10 protein-coding genes, 1 pseudogene and 2 CRISPR repeat arrays are annotated in these 16,888 nt (G+C 52.4%); of the genes and pseudogenes, 7 read left to right on the plus strand and 4 right to left on the minus strand.

Annotation, left to right across the window (positions count from 1 at the left end; all coding sequences use genetic code 11):
- Positions 1-273: 273 nt before the first annotated feature.
- From cas3f to E2L00_RS07990, 3 genes are all read right to left on the minus strand, one after another.
- A complete protein-coding gene (gene cas3f, locus E2L00_RS07980) occupies positions 274-3,519 on the minus strand; it encodes a type I-F CRISPR-associated helicase Cas3f (RefSeq protein WP_167609412.1) in 3,246 nt (1,081 codons plus the stop codon).
- Positions 3,516-4,496 carry a type I-F CRISPR-associated endonuclease Cas1f gene (gene cas1f / locus E2L00_RS07985; protein ID WP_420808840.1) on the minus strand — a complete coding sequence of 327 codons (981 nt, stop codon included), beginning with the start codon at positions 4,494-4,496 and terminating at the stop codon, positions 3,516-3,518. Before cas1f ends, cas3f begins: the two co-directional genes overlap by 4 nt.
- Before the next feature lie 236 nt (positions 4,497-4,732).
- Positions 4,733-5,181: a CRISPR direct-repeat array (repeat unit 28 nt; unit sequence CTTCTAAGCTGCCTGTGCGGCAGTGAAC).
- 409 nt (positions 5,182-5,590) lie between these two features.
- Complete coding sequence (locus E2L00_RS07990; RefSeq protein ID WP_167609418.1) at positions 5,591-6,838, minus strand: mechanosensitive ion channel family protein; 1,248 nt, start codon at positions 6,836-6,838, stop codon at positions 5,591-5,593.
- Positions 6,839-7,069: 231 nt separating this feature from the next.
- Positions 7,070-7,937: a CRISPR direct-repeat array (repeat unit 28 nt; unit sequence TTTCTAAGCTGCCTGTACGGCAGTGAAC).
- Between the two features lie 587 nt (positions 7,938-8,524).
- Between E2L00_RS07990 and E2L00_RS07995 the strand changes: the two genes are divergently transcribed.
- The 7 genes and pseudogenes from E2L00_RS07995 to lldD all read left to right on the plus strand — a co-directional run bounded on the left by E2L00_RS07995 (position 8,525) and on the right by lldD (position 15,988).
- Entirely contained in the window at positions 8,525-8,980 is a 456-nt protein-coding gene (locus E2L00_RS07995; RefSeq protein WP_236127692.1) for a (R)-mandelonitrile lyase, read from the plus strand.
- Position 8,981: 1 nt separating this feature from the next.
- Entirely contained in the window at positions 8,982-10,037 is a 1,056-nt protein-coding gene (locus tag E2L00_RS08000; protein ID WP_275940754.1) for an NAD(P)-dependent alcohol dehydrogenase, read from the plus strand.
- Positions 10,038-10,185: 148 nt separating this feature from the next.
- Positions 10,186-10,617 (plus strand): DUF2946 domain-containing protein, encoded by a 432-nt coding sequence (locus tag E2L00_RS08005; RefSeq protein ID WP_268903899.1) that lies wholly within the window; start codon positions 10,186-10,188, stop codon positions 10,615-10,617.
- A gap of 43 nt (positions 10,618-10,660) precedes the next feature.
- Positions 10,661-12,007: pseudogene (locus tag E2L00_RS08010) on the plus strand (PepSY-associated TM helix domain-containing protein); the annotation flags it as partial.
- A gap of 362 nt (positions 12,008-12,369) precedes the next feature.
- Positions 12,370-14,025, plus strand: coding sequence for an L-lactate permease (gene lldP, locus E2L00_RS08015; RefSeq protein WP_167609424.1), 1,656 nt, complete (start codon positions 12,370-12,372; stop codon positions 14,023-14,025).
- A complete protein-coding gene (gene lldR / locus E2L00_RS08020; protein WP_167609427.1) occupies positions 14,022-14,810 on the plus strand; it encodes a transcriptional regulator LldR in 789 nt (262 codons plus the stop codon). Before lldP ends, lldR begins: the two co-directional genes overlap by 4 nt.
- Positions 14,807-15,988 (plus strand): FMN-dependent L-lactate dehydrogenase LldD, encoded by a 1,182-nt coding sequence (gene lldD, locus E2L00_RS08025; protein ID WP_167609430.1) that lies wholly within the window; start codon positions 14,807-14,809, stop codon positions 15,986-15,988. Before lldR ends, lldD begins: the two co-directional genes overlap by 4 nt.
- A 133-nt stretch (positions 15,989-16,121) precedes the next feature.
- Here the strand turns inward: lldD and E2L00_RS08030 are convergent, their stop codons facing one another.
- Positions 16,122-16,550, minus strand: a complete 429-nt coding sequence (locus E2L00_RS08030) for an OsmC family protein (protein WP_167609433.1) — start codon at positions 16,548-16,550, stop codon at positions 16,122-16,124.
- Positions 16,551-16,888 lie beyond the last annotated feature (338 nt).

Raw genomic sequence — 16,888 nt, forward strand, 5'->3', positions numbered from 1 at the left:
TAGAACACACAGCATCTGTTTAAGCTTCATCGCATTAACTGCTTTATAAGAAGGGCTATTGAATGCGTTAAGTTTATGAGGCGCACCTACACAAATCAACTCCTAAATAATGCTGCTTTGCTTACCTATATAAAGCTGCTTATGATACCGATTTACTAATCCCTCTTCGTTATTTAAACTTCTGACACTGCCGTACTGGCAGTTTAGAAATAAATAAAGCTTCTATGCTCTTAGACTAGCTTTTACAAACTGCCGCACAGGCAGCTCGCGCCCTCAGTCGAGGGCGCGAAATACACCCAGCAACGGATGCCATAACCAGGCATCCGTATCCCCTTCTTTAAAACGCAGGTTAATTTCCCCATAACGATCGCTGACATCCGCCAGTTCCAACTCTCTGGTTTCTGCAACCTGCTGCATAACCTCCGCGTACTCGTCTGCCATCCAGGACGATACGCCCTCCGCCATCTCCAGTTCTTGCGGTGTAAACACGCCTGCCTCTTTCCAGCCCGCTGCACAACCTTCATCGCGGAACATAAATTTCGGCTCGTCGAACTCGTCTTCCATACGCAGGAAATATTGTTTTTCCGGCTGCGAGTTGCGAAACGGCTTACGGCGCTGAAGCTCCCCGTTCCAGTTCATTGATTTACTCCACCAGTCCGACGCTACCGCTCTGTCCTTCTTATTTTTGCCCAGCAGTTCCTGCCAGGAACGCCCGTGCTCCAGAGCGACAAGGCTGTCATAGCGTTCAATCTTCCCAGGCGGGATATCCAGAATGCGCGGTGCGGCGTTGATGCTGCAATAGTGCTCCGGTTGCAGAATTTCAGTGAGGTCATGACTGGTCAGCGGAAAATCCGCTGTTTCAAAACCAGGTTTGCACATAGCGGGAGTTTCACGACAATAACCACGGATATTTTTATTCAGAATCAGCACATTGCTGCTTTCAGGGATATTTTGCCGATGACGTTGTATACGCCCGGAAAATTGAATCAGCGAGCGCATTGAGCTGGGCTCGATGATTCCCCAATCGGCGTCCCAGTCCCTGCCCACCTCAACAACGGAGGTTGCCAGCACGACAAATAGATGATGCTGCGCGGAACTTTGCTCAACCGCCCGGCGAATCTCCGGTTGTTGCCAGAGTGTATTCGGATCATGGCGGGAAAATGCTTCATCAAGACGCTTTTCCATATGGGAACGCATCATCAGCGGATGCTGGCTGTGATAAACACAATAGTGAACGCAGTACCCGTCAGGCGATGGCATTCCCATCAGGGCTTTCGCCGTTGCGACCAGCGGATTGATATTCGCCATGCGCACCAGTCCCAGCGATACTGTTTTACCGCCGCGGCTCTCGTTATGCTTATCGTGTAGAGCGAACATTTCGCGGTAAAAAACCTGGGCCACAGCCGCAATTACAGAGTCGGCGCGGGACGATGCCGGAGAAACAGTGACGATATTCGCCTTACGCAACACGGGTTTTTCAGGCAGTCGCCTTGCCCGCCGTGCCGCAAACTCACAGTGCGCTTGATAAAAATCGGTCGGGTTACTGAATTCCCCCGGACGGGAATCATCTTCATCAAACCAGGCGCAGCAGACATTCAGCGGCTGACCCGGCTCGCCGCAGGCCTGCTGATAAGCTTTGCGCCCGGTGCAGTACGCAATAAATAACGCCTGAACCAGCGCCGGAGGTAGCGTGGCGGAAGAGAGCAACACCCGACCACCGAGCATTCCCGTCCAGTTAACCAGGCGGCAAAGCGCGTGCTGATCGTTAATGTCGAAGTCATCCGGCTCGTCGAGGACCAGATCGCTGGTCAGCAGGCGCAGCATCGGCGCTATCTGTTTGCCGCCGCGCACGCCTTCAGTGGCGGGCATTAAATGATCGATTGTGGCGACCAGCACCGGTGCGTCCACCAGTTGCCGTAGCTTTATGTCCTTCTCCAGCCACTGGCGCAGCGGCCCGGTATTGGTAACGTCGTCATAATGTACGTACTGATGTGACTCAAAAAGTTCTTCTGCGGAAACACTGCTCGTATCCGGTTCGTTCTCCCGTTGATGCAGTTCCCGTACGGCACAAGAACCAATCAGCACGGCGAGATCGTCCTCGCCCAGCCCAAGCCGCGAGCGAAGCGCATCCCCGGTTTGCAACGTAAGCGTGCGCAGCCCCAGCGCCACGGTAAAACGGCAACCTTCCTCCTCTTGCGACAGGGCATACATAATGCGCGCGTTGGCCAGCGTTTTTCCGCAGCCGGTAGAGGCCATATTAATGCCGAAGAAGCCTTGCTTCCTGGAGCGCTCACGCAGGCCTTCGGCAACGTCCCAGGCTCGGTTCTGCCAGCGAAATCGCTCATCCCTCGCCCGCTCACGAAAACCCTTATGACGAGTGATTGCAGGCAACTGGCCGCGTAGTGCAGGAAAAGTACGGCCAAGTAAAAAAGCGTGATGACTGACGCCGACCGTATGCTCATCCAGCTTTTGTTTTAGCTCGCCGGTCTTACGATCGGTATTCGCCCATGCGCGATAGCTTTTATCCTGCCATCCAGTAACCGGGTCATGGGCGGAATAGTGGTGATCGGCAAGCATTAAAGCCAGGCGGGCAAGATGCACGGTAAAAGTCTGGTTCAGCGCACCAAAATCCTGCAACGACACGGCGTGCGTCGCGCGCTTCGCCAGTTGCTGTGCCTTTTTACGCCATGTGCTGCTTTGCAGCGGCGTCCCGCCCGGGAAAGTCCATACACGGTGAAAATCGCTAACGCGCCAGTCGCTAAGATGGTTTAACGCATTCCAGTACACGTTAAGCTGATTCGTCAGCCAGGTCTCACTGCCGGAAAGCGTCGGCTCATTTTCGCCAAGAAACTGCGGCAGGCGATGATGCGAAAGAATCAGCCACGCCACAACCTGCGCCAGCGGCGGCATGCCGATAAACGGGCTGTTGCTTTGCTCTTTATTATCTCTGTGCAGACGATCCAGCCAGGCCGCTTCGTCATTACCCGTCAACGTGCCGAGTTTTTTCAGCCATTCTTTGTCAGACTGCTCGCCGATAAAAGCCTGAAACAAACGTACGGAGATCCACTCATGGCGAAAGGGCTGATAGCGATGTGTGCCTTTTTTGCCCTGCAAATTGTCCTGAAACAATGCCCCTGCTTTTCCAAAATCGTGAAACAGCCCGGCAACACCCGCCAGCAGCGCAATACTTTCCATGCTTCGCCAGTTTGACTCATGCTGGCTACGCAAAATGTCGCGCGAGGTTCTGTTGGTCGGCACGGCTCCCGTCACGCCAAATCGCCGGGGATTTCCTGCAATCCACAATAAATCTGTCTGCCCACTTTTTTTAATCCAGTGGCAGGCCACCGCCGTGTTACGTCTTGCGGTTTTACGCAACAGCCGCCTGAGGGTTTCAAGCCCTTCAAGAGTAATCGCCGTTTGCCAGGTTGCATCACCTTTACGCTCGGCAAACCGATCGAGAATACGACAGGTTTCCACGCGGGCATTTTTACTGCATTGAGAGATAAGCAAAATATTCATGCGCGATACTGCCCATATAGCGAAGCCGTGCTTTGCAGGGACGCGATTAATAAATCCAGCGCTTCCGATTGCTGAAACCCGGTAATACAGCGCTGACGAAAAGTTTGTTCATTTTCGCCTTCCATCGCGGCAATAAAAGCCTGCGGTAATACCAATGCATCTTTAATAAGATCGGCAAGATCAAAAACCAGACCACCCCGGCGGGTTTTACCATGGAGAACAGCCAGCCCCTGTGGGATCCCCGTTACCCATGTCGCCACTGCGGCAACTCCGTAAGCCAGATAGTTACCGTGATCGAGAAAGCGGTTAGCCGTATCCGCGCCGCCACCCCGTTTAGCTCGGATAAATTCACCATACTGCACGGCCTGGCTGGCAAACTTATAGAGTGTTTTAGTCAGTAGCGCTTCCTGCAACATAAGGGCATTTTGCGAATCAGCGACGTCAATTCCTTCACGAAAGCGCGTAATTTTGTCCATAAGCAGGGAGGATGAAAGCTGGAAACGTTTTTCGCGCTGCATTCTGGCGTTCAGCCAGTGGCGCTCAATTTGCTCAATACGGATTCGCTGGAAAGTTTTGGCGGCAGCCAGACGTTTTTCTTCATCGAACCAGAACGACACCCAGTTTTGAAGATATTCAGTAGGACGATATTCACTTTGCGGCGTTATCCAGGAAACATCAATATCCATTTCGTTGCCGGAATAAAGCGGCGTGCCACTCCCACCGCAAAACCCAACTACTACCCCGGCCCGGGCAAATTCACGCATCGCAGCCTGAGTCACCGAAGTGCCGGTTCCCAGCATCACTACGGTGGTATTTGCGATAGGGATATTCCAGTAAAGCGATTCTTTACCTTCTTCGGTAACATATTCCACCCGCCCGCCGTTAACCAGTACACGACAATATTGTAAATAATAAATATTGGCGCGCTTTGAATGCAGAATAGTTTTTAAGTCTGAAGGCATAAGCATAACGGAAATATCCTTAGGAGGCATAAAGACCGGTTCGGTAATAATATCCCCGGCATCCACTGGCTAAGTCATCACCTTAACTCCTGCATGTAAGCCATCTCAAACGGAAAATTACATAATTTTGAAGTTAAACAAAAGGTTGAAATATTTATTACGGGTGAGGGCTGGTTGGGGAAAAGTTTTTATTTTTTGGCTGCCTTTACGGCAGTGCACACGACCCGGAACCAGCGACGGCAATCGCTCCGCTTCTAAGCTGCCTGTGCGGCAGTGCACCTGGACCCAGAAACAATAGCCGATACCATGGACTTCTAAGCTGCCTGTGCGGCAGTGCACATCTGCAGATGGTTCAGGGTTCCGCCTTTTATCTTCTAAGCTGCCTGTGCGGCAGTGCACCTCATGTGCAGCACTTCGTACAGCTTGCGGATCCTTCTAAGCTGCCTGTGCGGCAGTGAACCGAGTGTGCAGAGGGAGTCAACTGTCTTTGTCCTTCTAAGCTGCCTGTGCGGCAGTGAACGTACACCGACCGGGAATGTGATCGCCTGCTGTCTTCTAAGCTGCCTGTGCGGCAGTGAACTTAATATCGCCGTATGCCATGCAGCCTTTTGACTTCTAAGCTGCCTGTGCGGCAGTGAACGGTATCGCCATCTATCTTTAACCAGGTTTCCTCTTCTAAGCTGCCTGTGCGGCAGTGAACAGGAACTTTACACGTATAATCGATTGATGCAAGGCGCAAAAAACCCGCTTTTTATGCGCTTACCCTTTTTCTGGCGGTTAAATTCATCGCAATAAAATCAAAGGGTTAACGCTACTTAAAAAATTAGGGTTCACCAGCAGCCACGCACGGATGTTTAATATGTTAGGTAAAAATCTTTCCACGCTACCAGCACAATAGCGAACGTCTTTATTTACCTAAGGATAAACAAAGGCTTATACAGTTAAGCTGAAAATACCAACCAGATTTTTTAACTAATTTTTATAACGGCTGAATAATTACATCAGGAACAGACGTCCAGGATAAGCATTTCGCTAATAAAATATTATTTGCTAAAAACTCGCTTACATGAATTATCACGCAGGCGAGTTTTTATTTCATAGCAAAAAACTCAGCGGCTAAACTGCAATCCTATCGAACGAATATCATTCCCTGTCGGAGACTGATGGAGCCGCAGGCCAAATTCATCGATAACGGCAAAGATATGTTCAAAAATATCCGCCTGGATTGCCTCGTATTCCAGCCACACAACGGTATTAGTAAACGCGTAAACCTCAAGGGGAAGCCCTTCTGCGCCCGGCGCGAGCTGGCGTACCATTAGCGTCATATCTTTGCGAATATGCAGGTGGTTTTGCAAATACTCTGTCAAATAAATTCTGAACGTACCGACATTGGTCATGCAACGGCCATTAAGAACCGATGCGCTATCGCTGTTGTGCATACGGTTATATTCTTCAATTTCTTTGCTGCGGGAATCTATATACGGCTTCAGCAGCTTCGCGTTAATCAGACGCTGCTGCTCTTCTGCTGACAGAAAATGAATACTGGTGGTATCGATATTAATACTGCGCTTGATACGACGACCACCGGACTGCGACATCCCGCTCCAGTTTTTGAATGCGTCAGAGACCAGCGCGTAGGTAGGAATGGTGGTAATGGTATTATCCCAGTTGCGTACTTTCACCGTAGTCAGGCCAATATCCGTTACCGCGCCGTCGGCGCCGAACTTTGGCATTTCAAGCCAGTCGCCAAGCTTTAACATACGGTTAGCAGAAAGCTGGATCCCGGCGACAAGACCAAGTATTGGATCTTTAAATACCAGCATGAGTACCGCAGCCATTGCGCCAAGGCCGCTAATAAGAATAGTCGGTGACTGACCGATGATGCGGGAGATCATCATAATACCAATCACAATCGCACTGATTAATTTGACACCCTGAAAAATCCCTTTCAAAGGAATATTAGAGGCGAAGGTAAGCTTCTGCGAAAGGTTATAGACGACATCAAGCAGTGAAAATAAAGACAACAGCGAATACAGCATGATCCAAAGCTGCGCACCAATAATCAGGATGGTGCTGATATCGGTGCCTTTTTGTAGCCACAATACCGCCTGGATATTGACGATAATCCCCTGCAACGTTAAAGCGAGCCTTTGAAAGAGCTTGTTCTCAGTGATAATTTGCAGCCATAAATGCTGACTGGATTTCGCCCGCTTCTCAAAAGTACGCAGCACAATACTATGTAGAATAAAATGTACAATAAGCGAAAATATAAAAATAATGCTTAAAATGATAATTAGCGAGGTTGTCTGGGTAATGACGATCCCGAAACCATTTAAAAATGAAGCCAACTCTTTCATGCAATCTCCTTTTAATCAGGGTATATCATGCCGTGTCAGAGATTGGGCTGCAACTTTCAATGTAAATACAAATATCTTAAAAATACGTTACGATGTGGCTACCTGACAGCCGGTTGGCAGGGAATTTTCCACCCATTTATAGACATTGTTTTCCTGCGAGAAAATCAGCCGAGGTGGTGAATTCGGTTTTAACTGGAAGTGGCAAAAGCTTTTTCAAACAAGGTGGGCATATTTTTAAACTACCTGTGCGGCAGTGAGCACACCGGCGACTACTCAGCAGCATCGAACACCTTTCTAAACTGCCTGTACGGCAGTGAACAAATTGTATGGGTGATTTCCATAAAAAAGTAATTTCTAAGCTGCCTGTACGGCAGTGAACGAGCCGCCAACGTTCAGGTTATCCGGCAGGGTTTTCTAAGCTGCCTGTACGGCAGTGAACCAGCACCGTCTCGGGCGTGATATCCGTCTGTCTTTCTAAGCTGCCTGTACGGCAGTGAACGGACTAAGCAACCATCAGCGAGAAATCGTTGATTTCTAAGCTGCCTGTACGGCAGTGAACTATCACAATATTTAGTTAACCCCTTGCGGCAATTTCTAAGCTGCCTGTACGGCAGTGAACCGCATCGCGGAGCTGGAAGAAAGCCACACTCATTTCTAAGCTGCCTGTACGGCAGTGAACGATTCTTTACGCAGCTCTTTGCCTTTTTCGCTTTTCTAAGCTGCCTGTACGGCAGTGAACAGCTGATGCGATCTGCTGGAATGTTCCGGTTGTTTCTAAGCTGCCTGTACGGCAGTGAACGTGGAGAGGAGTTCAACTCCATTTCAGAGAACTTTCTAAGCTGCCTGTACGGCAGTGAACATCCGGAATAACTGCAAACGCAAAGCGCGGATTTTCTAAGCTGCCTGTACGGCAGTGAACGACGGCATGGTTATTACGGAGGATATCCGGCTTTTCTAAGCTGCCTGTACGGCAGTGAACAAATTTGATGAGCTGCTCATCATAATCGAGCATTTCTAAGCTGCCTGTACGGCAGTGAACATTGCTTTCTTTACTTTTCGCGCATCCATCACTTTCTAAGCTGCCTGTACGGCAGTGAACAGGAACAATACACCGATAACGCTTTGATTAACAATGCCTAAAACTCGTTTAGTCTTTTGAACCCCTAATTTTCACCCTCTCTATTAAGAGATTAAAAATCAATAGCTTATATTTGATACCGAAATTAGGGTTTGAGGGCTTTCACTCAAATCATGCAACTTTTTCATTCCAGGAAAATATTTTTCGAGGCGCTTTCCTGAAATGGAAATACCTCGTTGCGGGGTGACGGTGTGGCAAATTATTATCCCGCTATAACGCAATATTTATCCGCTGACAATCGCCCCTGGCACTTTAACTCCTGAGCCGTGCGCGTCTATGAACAAAAAATACCGTCGTAGAGACAGTTTCTCCATTAATGACCGAAGGGAGCCGATTGAAGTACATAGCAACCACAACATCAGCGTAATTCTGTGAGCGCCTGGGCTTAACGCCGCGCAACCGCAGCATCGTTTCCGGAACTTGTTTCCTATACTTCAGACGTGTTGATCCACGATTCGTGGTTACGTCCAGCCCTGACGCCACGCGAATGCGGCTCGATCAGGGAGCGAGGTGATAAAATTACTGGCAACTTCAGCCGTTGTGTTGTCATGTTTACTCCGGCAGCGTATGCCGAAATGGAGGAAAAAGTGGAAGAAAAACTGAAAATTACCCCGGCGGGTTCTCAGCCTTCTCAGACTGGCCCGGAAAATTACTTTACCGGCCGGGTGCGCATTGATGCGCCCTTCCAGGCCCCAACGCCTGCCCGCGTTGGCGGTGCCGCTATTACATTTGAACCGGGCGCACGCACGGCCTGGCATACTCATCCACTCGGCCAGACGCTGATCGTTACCCAGGGGCACGGCTGGCTGCAGGAATGGGGATGTCCCATAAAAGAGATAAACCAGGGTGATATTGTCTGGATCCCGGAAGGCGTTAAGCACTGGCATGGCGCTACGCCTGATAACGCAATGACCCATATCGCCATTGCTGAATCCCTGAACGGCAGCCCGGTTGAGTGGATGGAACACGTTAGCGACGACCAGTACATAAAACAGGAGCAATAAGATGACGATGAAGGTGCTCGGCTATGCAGCACAAAGCGCGCAGGTTCCGCTGGCCCCGTTTGAGTTTATACGCCGCGATCCGCGCCCGGACGACGTGGTGCTGGAAGTGATGTACTGCGGTGTGTGCCACTCAGACCTTCATCAGGCGCGTAACGACTGGGGATTCAGCGCTTACCCGCTGGTGCCGGGCCACGAAGTTATCGGCCGCGTTGCGTCAGTTGGCAGTAACGTCACCAAATTCAAACCGGGCGATTACGCCGGAATTGGTTGTATGGTGGATTCCTGTCGCGTTTGTCATCCATGCAAAGAGGGGCTGGAGCAGTATTGCGAAGAGGGTAACGTGCAGACCTATAACGGCGTTGACCGTCACGACCATCAGCCTACCTACGGCGGTTATTCGCAGGCAATTGTGGCTTCAGAAGATTTTGTTCTGAAAATGCCGGACGGACTCGATCTCAAGGGTGCCGCTCCGCTGCTTTGTGCTGGTATCACCACCTGGTCGCCGCTACGCCACTGGAACGTCGGTAAGGGTAGCAAAGTTGCGGTTATCGGGCTGGGTGGCTTAGGCCATATGGCGCTAAAATTTGCCAACGCGCTGGGTGCGGAAGTGACGCTCTTTACTCGTTCTGCCAGCAAAGAGGCAGACGCCCGCCGCTTAGGGGCGCATAACATAGTGTTATCTACCGACGACGCGCAGATGGCGAGCGTGAAGAATCAGTTTGACCTGATTATCGACACGGTTCCGTATGTTCACGATATCAATCCTTATATGCCAACCCTGACGCTGGGCGGCACGCTGGTTTATGTCGGGCTGCTGGGGGAAATAGACCCACCGGCCAGTACGTTGCCGATGATTCGGGGCCGTCGTTCAGTTTCCGGCTCCGCAATCGGTGGTATTAAAGAAACCCAGGAAATGCTGGATTTCTGCGCCAGGCACGGCATCGTGTCTGATATCGAAATGATCGATATTAAGCAGATTAACGAAGCCTATGAACGCCTGTTAAAAAGCGATGTAAAGTACCGTTTTGTCATTGATATGGCGACGCTTAATGCTTAAATCCGTGGGTGGCAGCGCTGTCGCTTGCCGCCAGTTTTCTCCGCTGCGCCGCGCATAATGAGTCGCTAAGCAGGTACATTACTTTTAACAATTCATTTCCACCAGGGTACAATCGGGTAACAGTTCACGCTTACGGCAGATAGCCCGATTGTTCTCATTCTACTTCTCTCGCCATAAATGGCCTTCGGCGATCGCGCTCCTGGCGATGCTGATGCTTTTTATTGCTCCGGTGATTTCAAAATCACTGGAGCACAGGCGTGCGGCGGAGATAAACAATCATGCTGAACACCACATGATGTCCCACTCCGACGGCATGATGGCGGAGATGGGCCCAATGGAAATGCCCCTCGCTTCCCATTTGCTGCCGGGCGCAGGCGCGTCGTTGATGGATGATATCGCATGCGGATACTGCCAGCTTTTGCTGCATGTACCCCTTATCGTCTGGCTGTTTATTCCCTTCATCTGGCTGGCGTGGCGTATTACCCGCGCCCCGCCGCCTGCGGTTATCGCCCCGCTGCTGGCGCAGCATGATGACGCTAAAGCCCAGCCACGCGCGCCTCCTGTTGCCCCGTTTCGTTAAAACACTTTCACATTTAACGTAATGGCTATGCCACAGGATAACTATGTCTTCCCAACACTCTCAGCTCGCCTGTCGTGGCGCGCTGCTGACGCTTTTGCGTCGCCTGCATTTTTACATCGGCCTGTTCGTTGGCCCCTTTATTTTTGTTGCCGCTCTCACCGGCACGCTGTATGTGCTGACGCCTCAGATTGAGAACGCGCTTTACCATGAAGCCTTGCATGCCGAAGCGTACGGCCCGCAAAAATCCCTTGCCCAACAGATAGCCGCCGCACGTAAATATATTGGCGAAGATGCCAGCATTTACGCGGTACGCCCGGCTCCCCGGCCGGGTGACACTACCCGCGTGCAGTTTGTCGATCCTGCGCTTGGGGCATCTGAATCCCGCGCGATTTTTATCTCTCCTTCCACGCTGGCAGTTAAGGGAGATATGACCGTCTACGGCACCAGCGGCGTGCTGCCGCTACGTACATGGATCGACCAGTTTCACCGCGGATTGTTGCTGGGCGATACAGGACGGCTTTACAGCGAACTTGCGGCTTCCTGGCTGTGGGTGGCGGCTCTGGGCGGCGTGGTGCTCTGGTTAACCTCACGCCCGAAGCGAAAGCTGAAAGTGCGCCGTACCCCACAAACTACAGCCCGGCACTGGCACATCACGCTTGGAGCATTTTTGCTGCTCGGGCTGATGTTCTTCTCTGCCACAGGGCTCACGTGGTCACAGTGGGCGGGCGGAAATATCGATAAGCTTCGTAGTGAACTGGGCTGGATGACGCCCCAGGTGAATACCACACTAACCCCGCAAACCGGCCATCAGCACCACGATCCGCACGCTGAGCACCATGCGATGATGGCGGGAATGGTAATGCCTGCTGCCGCAGATGAAAGCTGGGACCGCGCACTCCATGCGGCACGCGCGGCGGGAATTGAGTCAGATAAGCTTGAAATCCGCCCGTCCCTGGCGGCGGATAAAGCCTGGACGGTTACCGAAATCGATCGGGCATGGCCTACGCATGTTGATGCGGTGGCTGTCGATCCAACCAACTTTACCGCTATCGATCGGGTTCGTTTCGCCGATTTTCCGCTGATTGCCAAACTTACGCGCTGGGGTGTCGATGCGCATATGGGCGTGCTGTTCGGGCTGCCTAATCAACTGCTGCTGGCGGCGTTTGGCTTTGGCCTGTGCGCGATGATCGTGCTTGGCTACCGGATGTGGTGGCTGCGTCGTCCTGCGGTCTCTGCGAACAATCCTGTACACACATTGAGCGAGGCGTGGTTTGCATTGCCGCAAGCCTTGCGCGCAGGCTCGCTGTTTATTGCCGCCCTGCTCGGTTATTGCCTGCCGGTGATGGGCGTGAGCCTGCTGCTGTTTGTGGCTGTTGATTCAGCGCGCTGGTGGTTAAGAGTATTCAGGAAGCAGGTATCCCCTTAAAACAACCCTCACCCTAACCTTTTCCCTGCGGGAGAGGGAATCGATCTGTTACTCCTTCGTCCTGAGAGAAGGAGTTGTTCGGTTTCTCTCCCCCGCCAGGAGAAAGCCGGGGTGAGGAAAACTTCGGCCAGCCCCTTCAATATTGGTCCTACCAATACTACCGAAAACGTGACCGCTTTGCGCAATATGGCAAAAAACTCAACATAAATATTGCCACCAATTAACACAAGATTAACCATAAGCCATCATTTACCCTACATCACCATATTGGTCCTACCAATCTGGCGAAAAAATAATAAGCACGTCACGTTCCGGAGAAACATCCTATGCAAGCCTGGCAACAAGTTTACGACCCGGCAGGTAATATCTGGCTGTCCAGCCTGATTGCCGCCCTGCCAATTCTGTTCTTTTTCTATGCGCTGATTAAGCTGCGCATGAAAGGCTATCTGGCCGCAACGCTGACGGTCGGGCTGGCGCTGCTGGTCGCATTATTCTTCTATCGTATGCCGGTTGACCGGGCGCTGTCGTCCGTGGTGTACGGCTTCTTTTACGGCCTGTGGCCGATTGCATGGATTATTATCGCGGCCGTTTTTGTCTACAAAATATCGGTGAAAACCGGGCAGTTCGACATTATCCGCTCGTCGATTCTCTCCATCACGCCGGATCAGCGTTTGCAGATGCTGATCGTTGGTTTCTCCTTTGGCGCCTTCCTTGAAGGGGCCGCAGGTTTTGGCGCACCGGTAGCGATTACCGCCGCCCTGCTGGTCGGCCTGGGCTTTAATCCGCTCTACGCCGCCGGGCTTTGCCTGATTGTGAACACCGCGCCGGTCGCCTTTGGCGCAATGGGGATCCCGATTATTGTGGCAGGTCAGGTGACAGGGCTGGACAGCTTTGAGATAGGCCAGATGGTTGGCCGCCAGCTACCGTTCCTGACAATTATCGTGCTGTTCTGGATTATGGCCATCATGGACGGCTGGCGCGGCATTAAAGAAACATGGCCGGCGGTGATAGTCGCTGGCGGTTCGTTTGCTATCGCCCAGTACCTTAGCTCTAACTTCCTTGGCCCGGAACTGCCGGATATTATCTCATCGCTGGTTTCACTGGTCTGTTTAACCGCTTTCCTGCGCGTCTGGAAACCGGTGCGCATTTTCCGCTTTGGCGACGTTGGCGCGTCAGTAACGGACCAGACCCTGGCGCGCAAAAACTATACGCCCGGCCAGGTCATTCGCGCCTGGATGCCGTTTATTTTTCTGACCGCCACCGTCACCATCTGGAGCGTGCCGCCTTTTAAAGCGCTGTTTGCCCCGGGCGGCGCGCTGGCAGACTGGGTATTGAATGTTTCCGTGCCGTTCCTCGACAAAATGGTCGCGAAAATGCCGCCTGTCGTGGCAGAGAGCGTGGCTTACGCCGCGGTGTATAAATTCGACTGGTTCTCCGCGACCGGTACCGCGATTCTGGTTGCAGCGCTAATTTCTATCGTTTATCTGCGCATGAAACCAAAGGATGCTGTCGTAACCTTTGGTGAAACGCTCAAAGAGCTGGCGCTGCCCATTTACTCCATCGGCATGGTGCTGGCGTTCGCGTTTATCTCTAACTATTCCGGCTTGTCTGCCACACTTGCTCTGGCGCTGGCACATACCGGACACGCGTTCACCTTCTTCTCGCCGTTCCTCGGCTGGCTGGGCGTGTTCCTGACCGGCTCCGATACGTCATCGAACGCGCTGTTCGCAGCGCTACAGGCAACGACCGCACAGCAAATCGGCGTCTCGGATCTGTTGCTGGTGGCGGCAAATACCACGGGCGGCGTCACCGGGAAGATGATTTCCCCGCAGTCTATCGCCATTGCCTGCGCGGCTGTCGGGCTGGTCGGTAAAGAGTCAGACCTGTTCCGCTTTACCGTAAAACACAGCCTGATTTTCACCTGTATGGTGGGCCTGATAACTACACTTCAGGCATACGTATTAACCTGGATGATTCCATGATGACAGCACAACCGCGCCTGGCAGACCATCTGGCCGAGCGCGTCAGGGCGTTGATTAACGAGCGTAAACTGGAGGCGGGCATGCGGTTGCCCGCCGAACGCCAGCTCGCCTCGGAAATGGGCGTTTCCCGTTCGTCCATTCGCGAGGCTATCCAAAAACTGATAAGCGAAGGCGTGCTGATTAGCCGTCGCGGCGGTGGCACTTTCGTGCGTTATGAAGTGCAGGCATGGTCCGAACAGCGCATCGTACAGCCGCTAAAAACCCTGGTCGAAAACGATCCAGACTACCGCTACGACATTCTGGAAGCACGTCATGCCATCGAAGCCAGTACCGCCTGGTACGCGGCCATGCGCGCCACGTCCGCCGATAAAGAAAAACTCATCGCCTGCTTTGATGCCACCGTACAGTTCAAGGAGAGCGACGACCCGGATCTGGCCGCTCAGGCCGACGTGCGTTTTCATCTGGCTATCGCTGAAGCTTCGCATAACATCGTACTGCTCCAGACCATGCGCGGCTTTTTCGATCTTTTGCAAACTTCCGTGATGCACAGCCGCCAGCGCATGTACACCGTACCCAGCATTTTTGCCGGACTTACCGAACAACATAACGAACTGCTACAGGCGATTCTGGCAGGCGACCCCGAACGCGCGCGGCGTGCTGCGAAGGCGCATCTCGGGTTCGTGCATACCACTATTAAAACCCTGCATGAAGATGAAGCCCGACAGGCCCGTATCACCCGCCTGCCGGATGAAGATACCGACGTTACGAGGGAACACAATACATGATTATTTCAGCCGCATCAGACTACCGCGCCGCCGCACAGCGCATCCTGCCGCCGTTCCTTTTTCACTACATTGACGGAGGGGCCTATGCCGAACAAACGCTGCGCCGCAATGTGGATGACCTGGCGCAGGTGGCGTTAAGACAGCGTGTGCTGAAAAACATGTCGGCATTAAGCCTGGAAACCAAACTCTTTAACGAAACGCTTTCTATGCCGGTCGCGCTTGCTCCGGTAGGTTTGTGCGGCATGTACGCCCGTCGCGGCGAAGTTCAGGCTGCCAAAGCCGCTGCTGCAAAAGGCATTCCCTTTACGCTTTCGACCGTTTCTGTTTGCCCGATCGAAGAAGTCGCCCCGGCCATCGATCGTCCGATGTGGTTTCAGCTTTACGTATTAAAAGATCGCGGCTTTATGCGCAATGCGCTAGAGCGCGCTAAAGCAGCCGGTTGTTCAACGCTCGTCTTTACCGTTGACATGCCAACCCCCGGCGCACGCTATCGCGATGCACATTCAGGCATGAGCGGGGCAAACGCCGCGATGCGCCGCTACTGGCAGGCGGCGACGCATCCGCAATGGGCGTGGGACGTGGGTCTGCACGGTCGTCCGCACGATCTGGGAAATATTTCGACCTATCTGGGCAAGCCAACCGGGCTTGAGGATTATATTGGCTGGCTGGCGAATAATTTCGACCCCTCGATCTCCTGGAGCGATCTGGAGTGGATCCGCGAGTTCTGGGACGGCCCGATGATCATCAAAGGAATTCTCGACCCGGATGATGCCAAAGACGCGGTGCGTTTCGGCGCCGACGGAATTGTCGTGTCGAACCACGGCGGCCGCCAGCTTGATGGCGTACTCTCATCCTGTCGCGCCCTGCCCGCCATTGCCGACGCGGTTAAAGGGGATATCGCTATTCTGGCCGACAGCGGCATTCGCAACGGGCTGGACGTGGTGCGCATGATTGCCCTGGGTGCCGATACCGTTCTGCTGGGCCGCGCATATTTGTACGCTCTGGCAACGCACGGCCAGGCAGGCGTTGCCAATCTGCTGAATCTTATCGAAAAAGAAATGAAAGTGGCGATGACGCTTACCGGCGCGAAAACCATCGCAGACATCAGTCCGGAACTGCTGGTGCGTGAAGGTCTGAAGGATATTCTTTCACCTGCGGAAATGGCGGTTGGATTTTAAATAAGAGAATGCGGCGGGTGCAGAACAGGCCTGGCCCGCTAGCTCAGAAAACTGTATCCCGGCGGCATGTGCTAAGAAGGGATATGAACGTTGACGTTGTCTCCAGAAGTATCTGGAGACAACGGACAGCGGATTAGTTGAGTTTGTAATCCAGCGTAATTTCAGCTTTCATTAGCTGCGAAACCGGACAGCCCGCTTTCGCCTTCTGAATGATTTTTTCAAACTCCGAACCGTCAATATTCGGCACTTTTACGTTGCTGGTCAGCGCAATTTTGGTAATGGCAAAGCCGCCATCTTTCTTGTCCAGGGACACATCCGCAGTCGTGTCGATGCTTTCAGGCGTGAAACCTTCTTCACCCAGCATCAGCGACAGCGCCATGGAAAAACATGCAGCATGGGCCGCGCCGATCAGCTCTTCCGGGTTGGTACCAGCAGCGCCTTCGAAACGGGTGTTAAAACCATAAGGTTGCTGTTTCAGCGCACCGCTTTCGGTGGATACCGTGCCCTTACCGCCTTTAATATCACCTTCCCAGTGAGCCTGCCCTTTCTTATGAATGGTCATATATTCGCTCCTTTTTTATTTACACAAACCACAAGTATAGAAGCTGAACAGGGGCTTGCCTGGCAACTAAGAGCAATCTTTAAGCAATAAAATTAAAACAAACAGATGCCACTCTCGGCGTGTTTACGCCGTAGCAGACATAAACTAGGCCTTTTCATAAACCGCTTTTTGGCCAGCTTATCCAGCAGCTATTCCCAGTTTTCTGCTGCTTAAAAGCCACACCTAAGCAACAAAAAACCGATGGTATATTTGCGCATCCTGAACGGCCGCGAGCCGCCCAATTTATACGCCTAGTTAAGTGCTTTATTTTGCATCTACCTATGCGGCAGTGCACGGCA

It is taken from the genome of Cedecea colo (assembly GCF_011808225.1).
GTDB lineage: Bacteria > Pseudomonadota > Gammaproteobacteria > Enterobacterales > Enterobacteriaceae > Dryocola > Dryocola colo.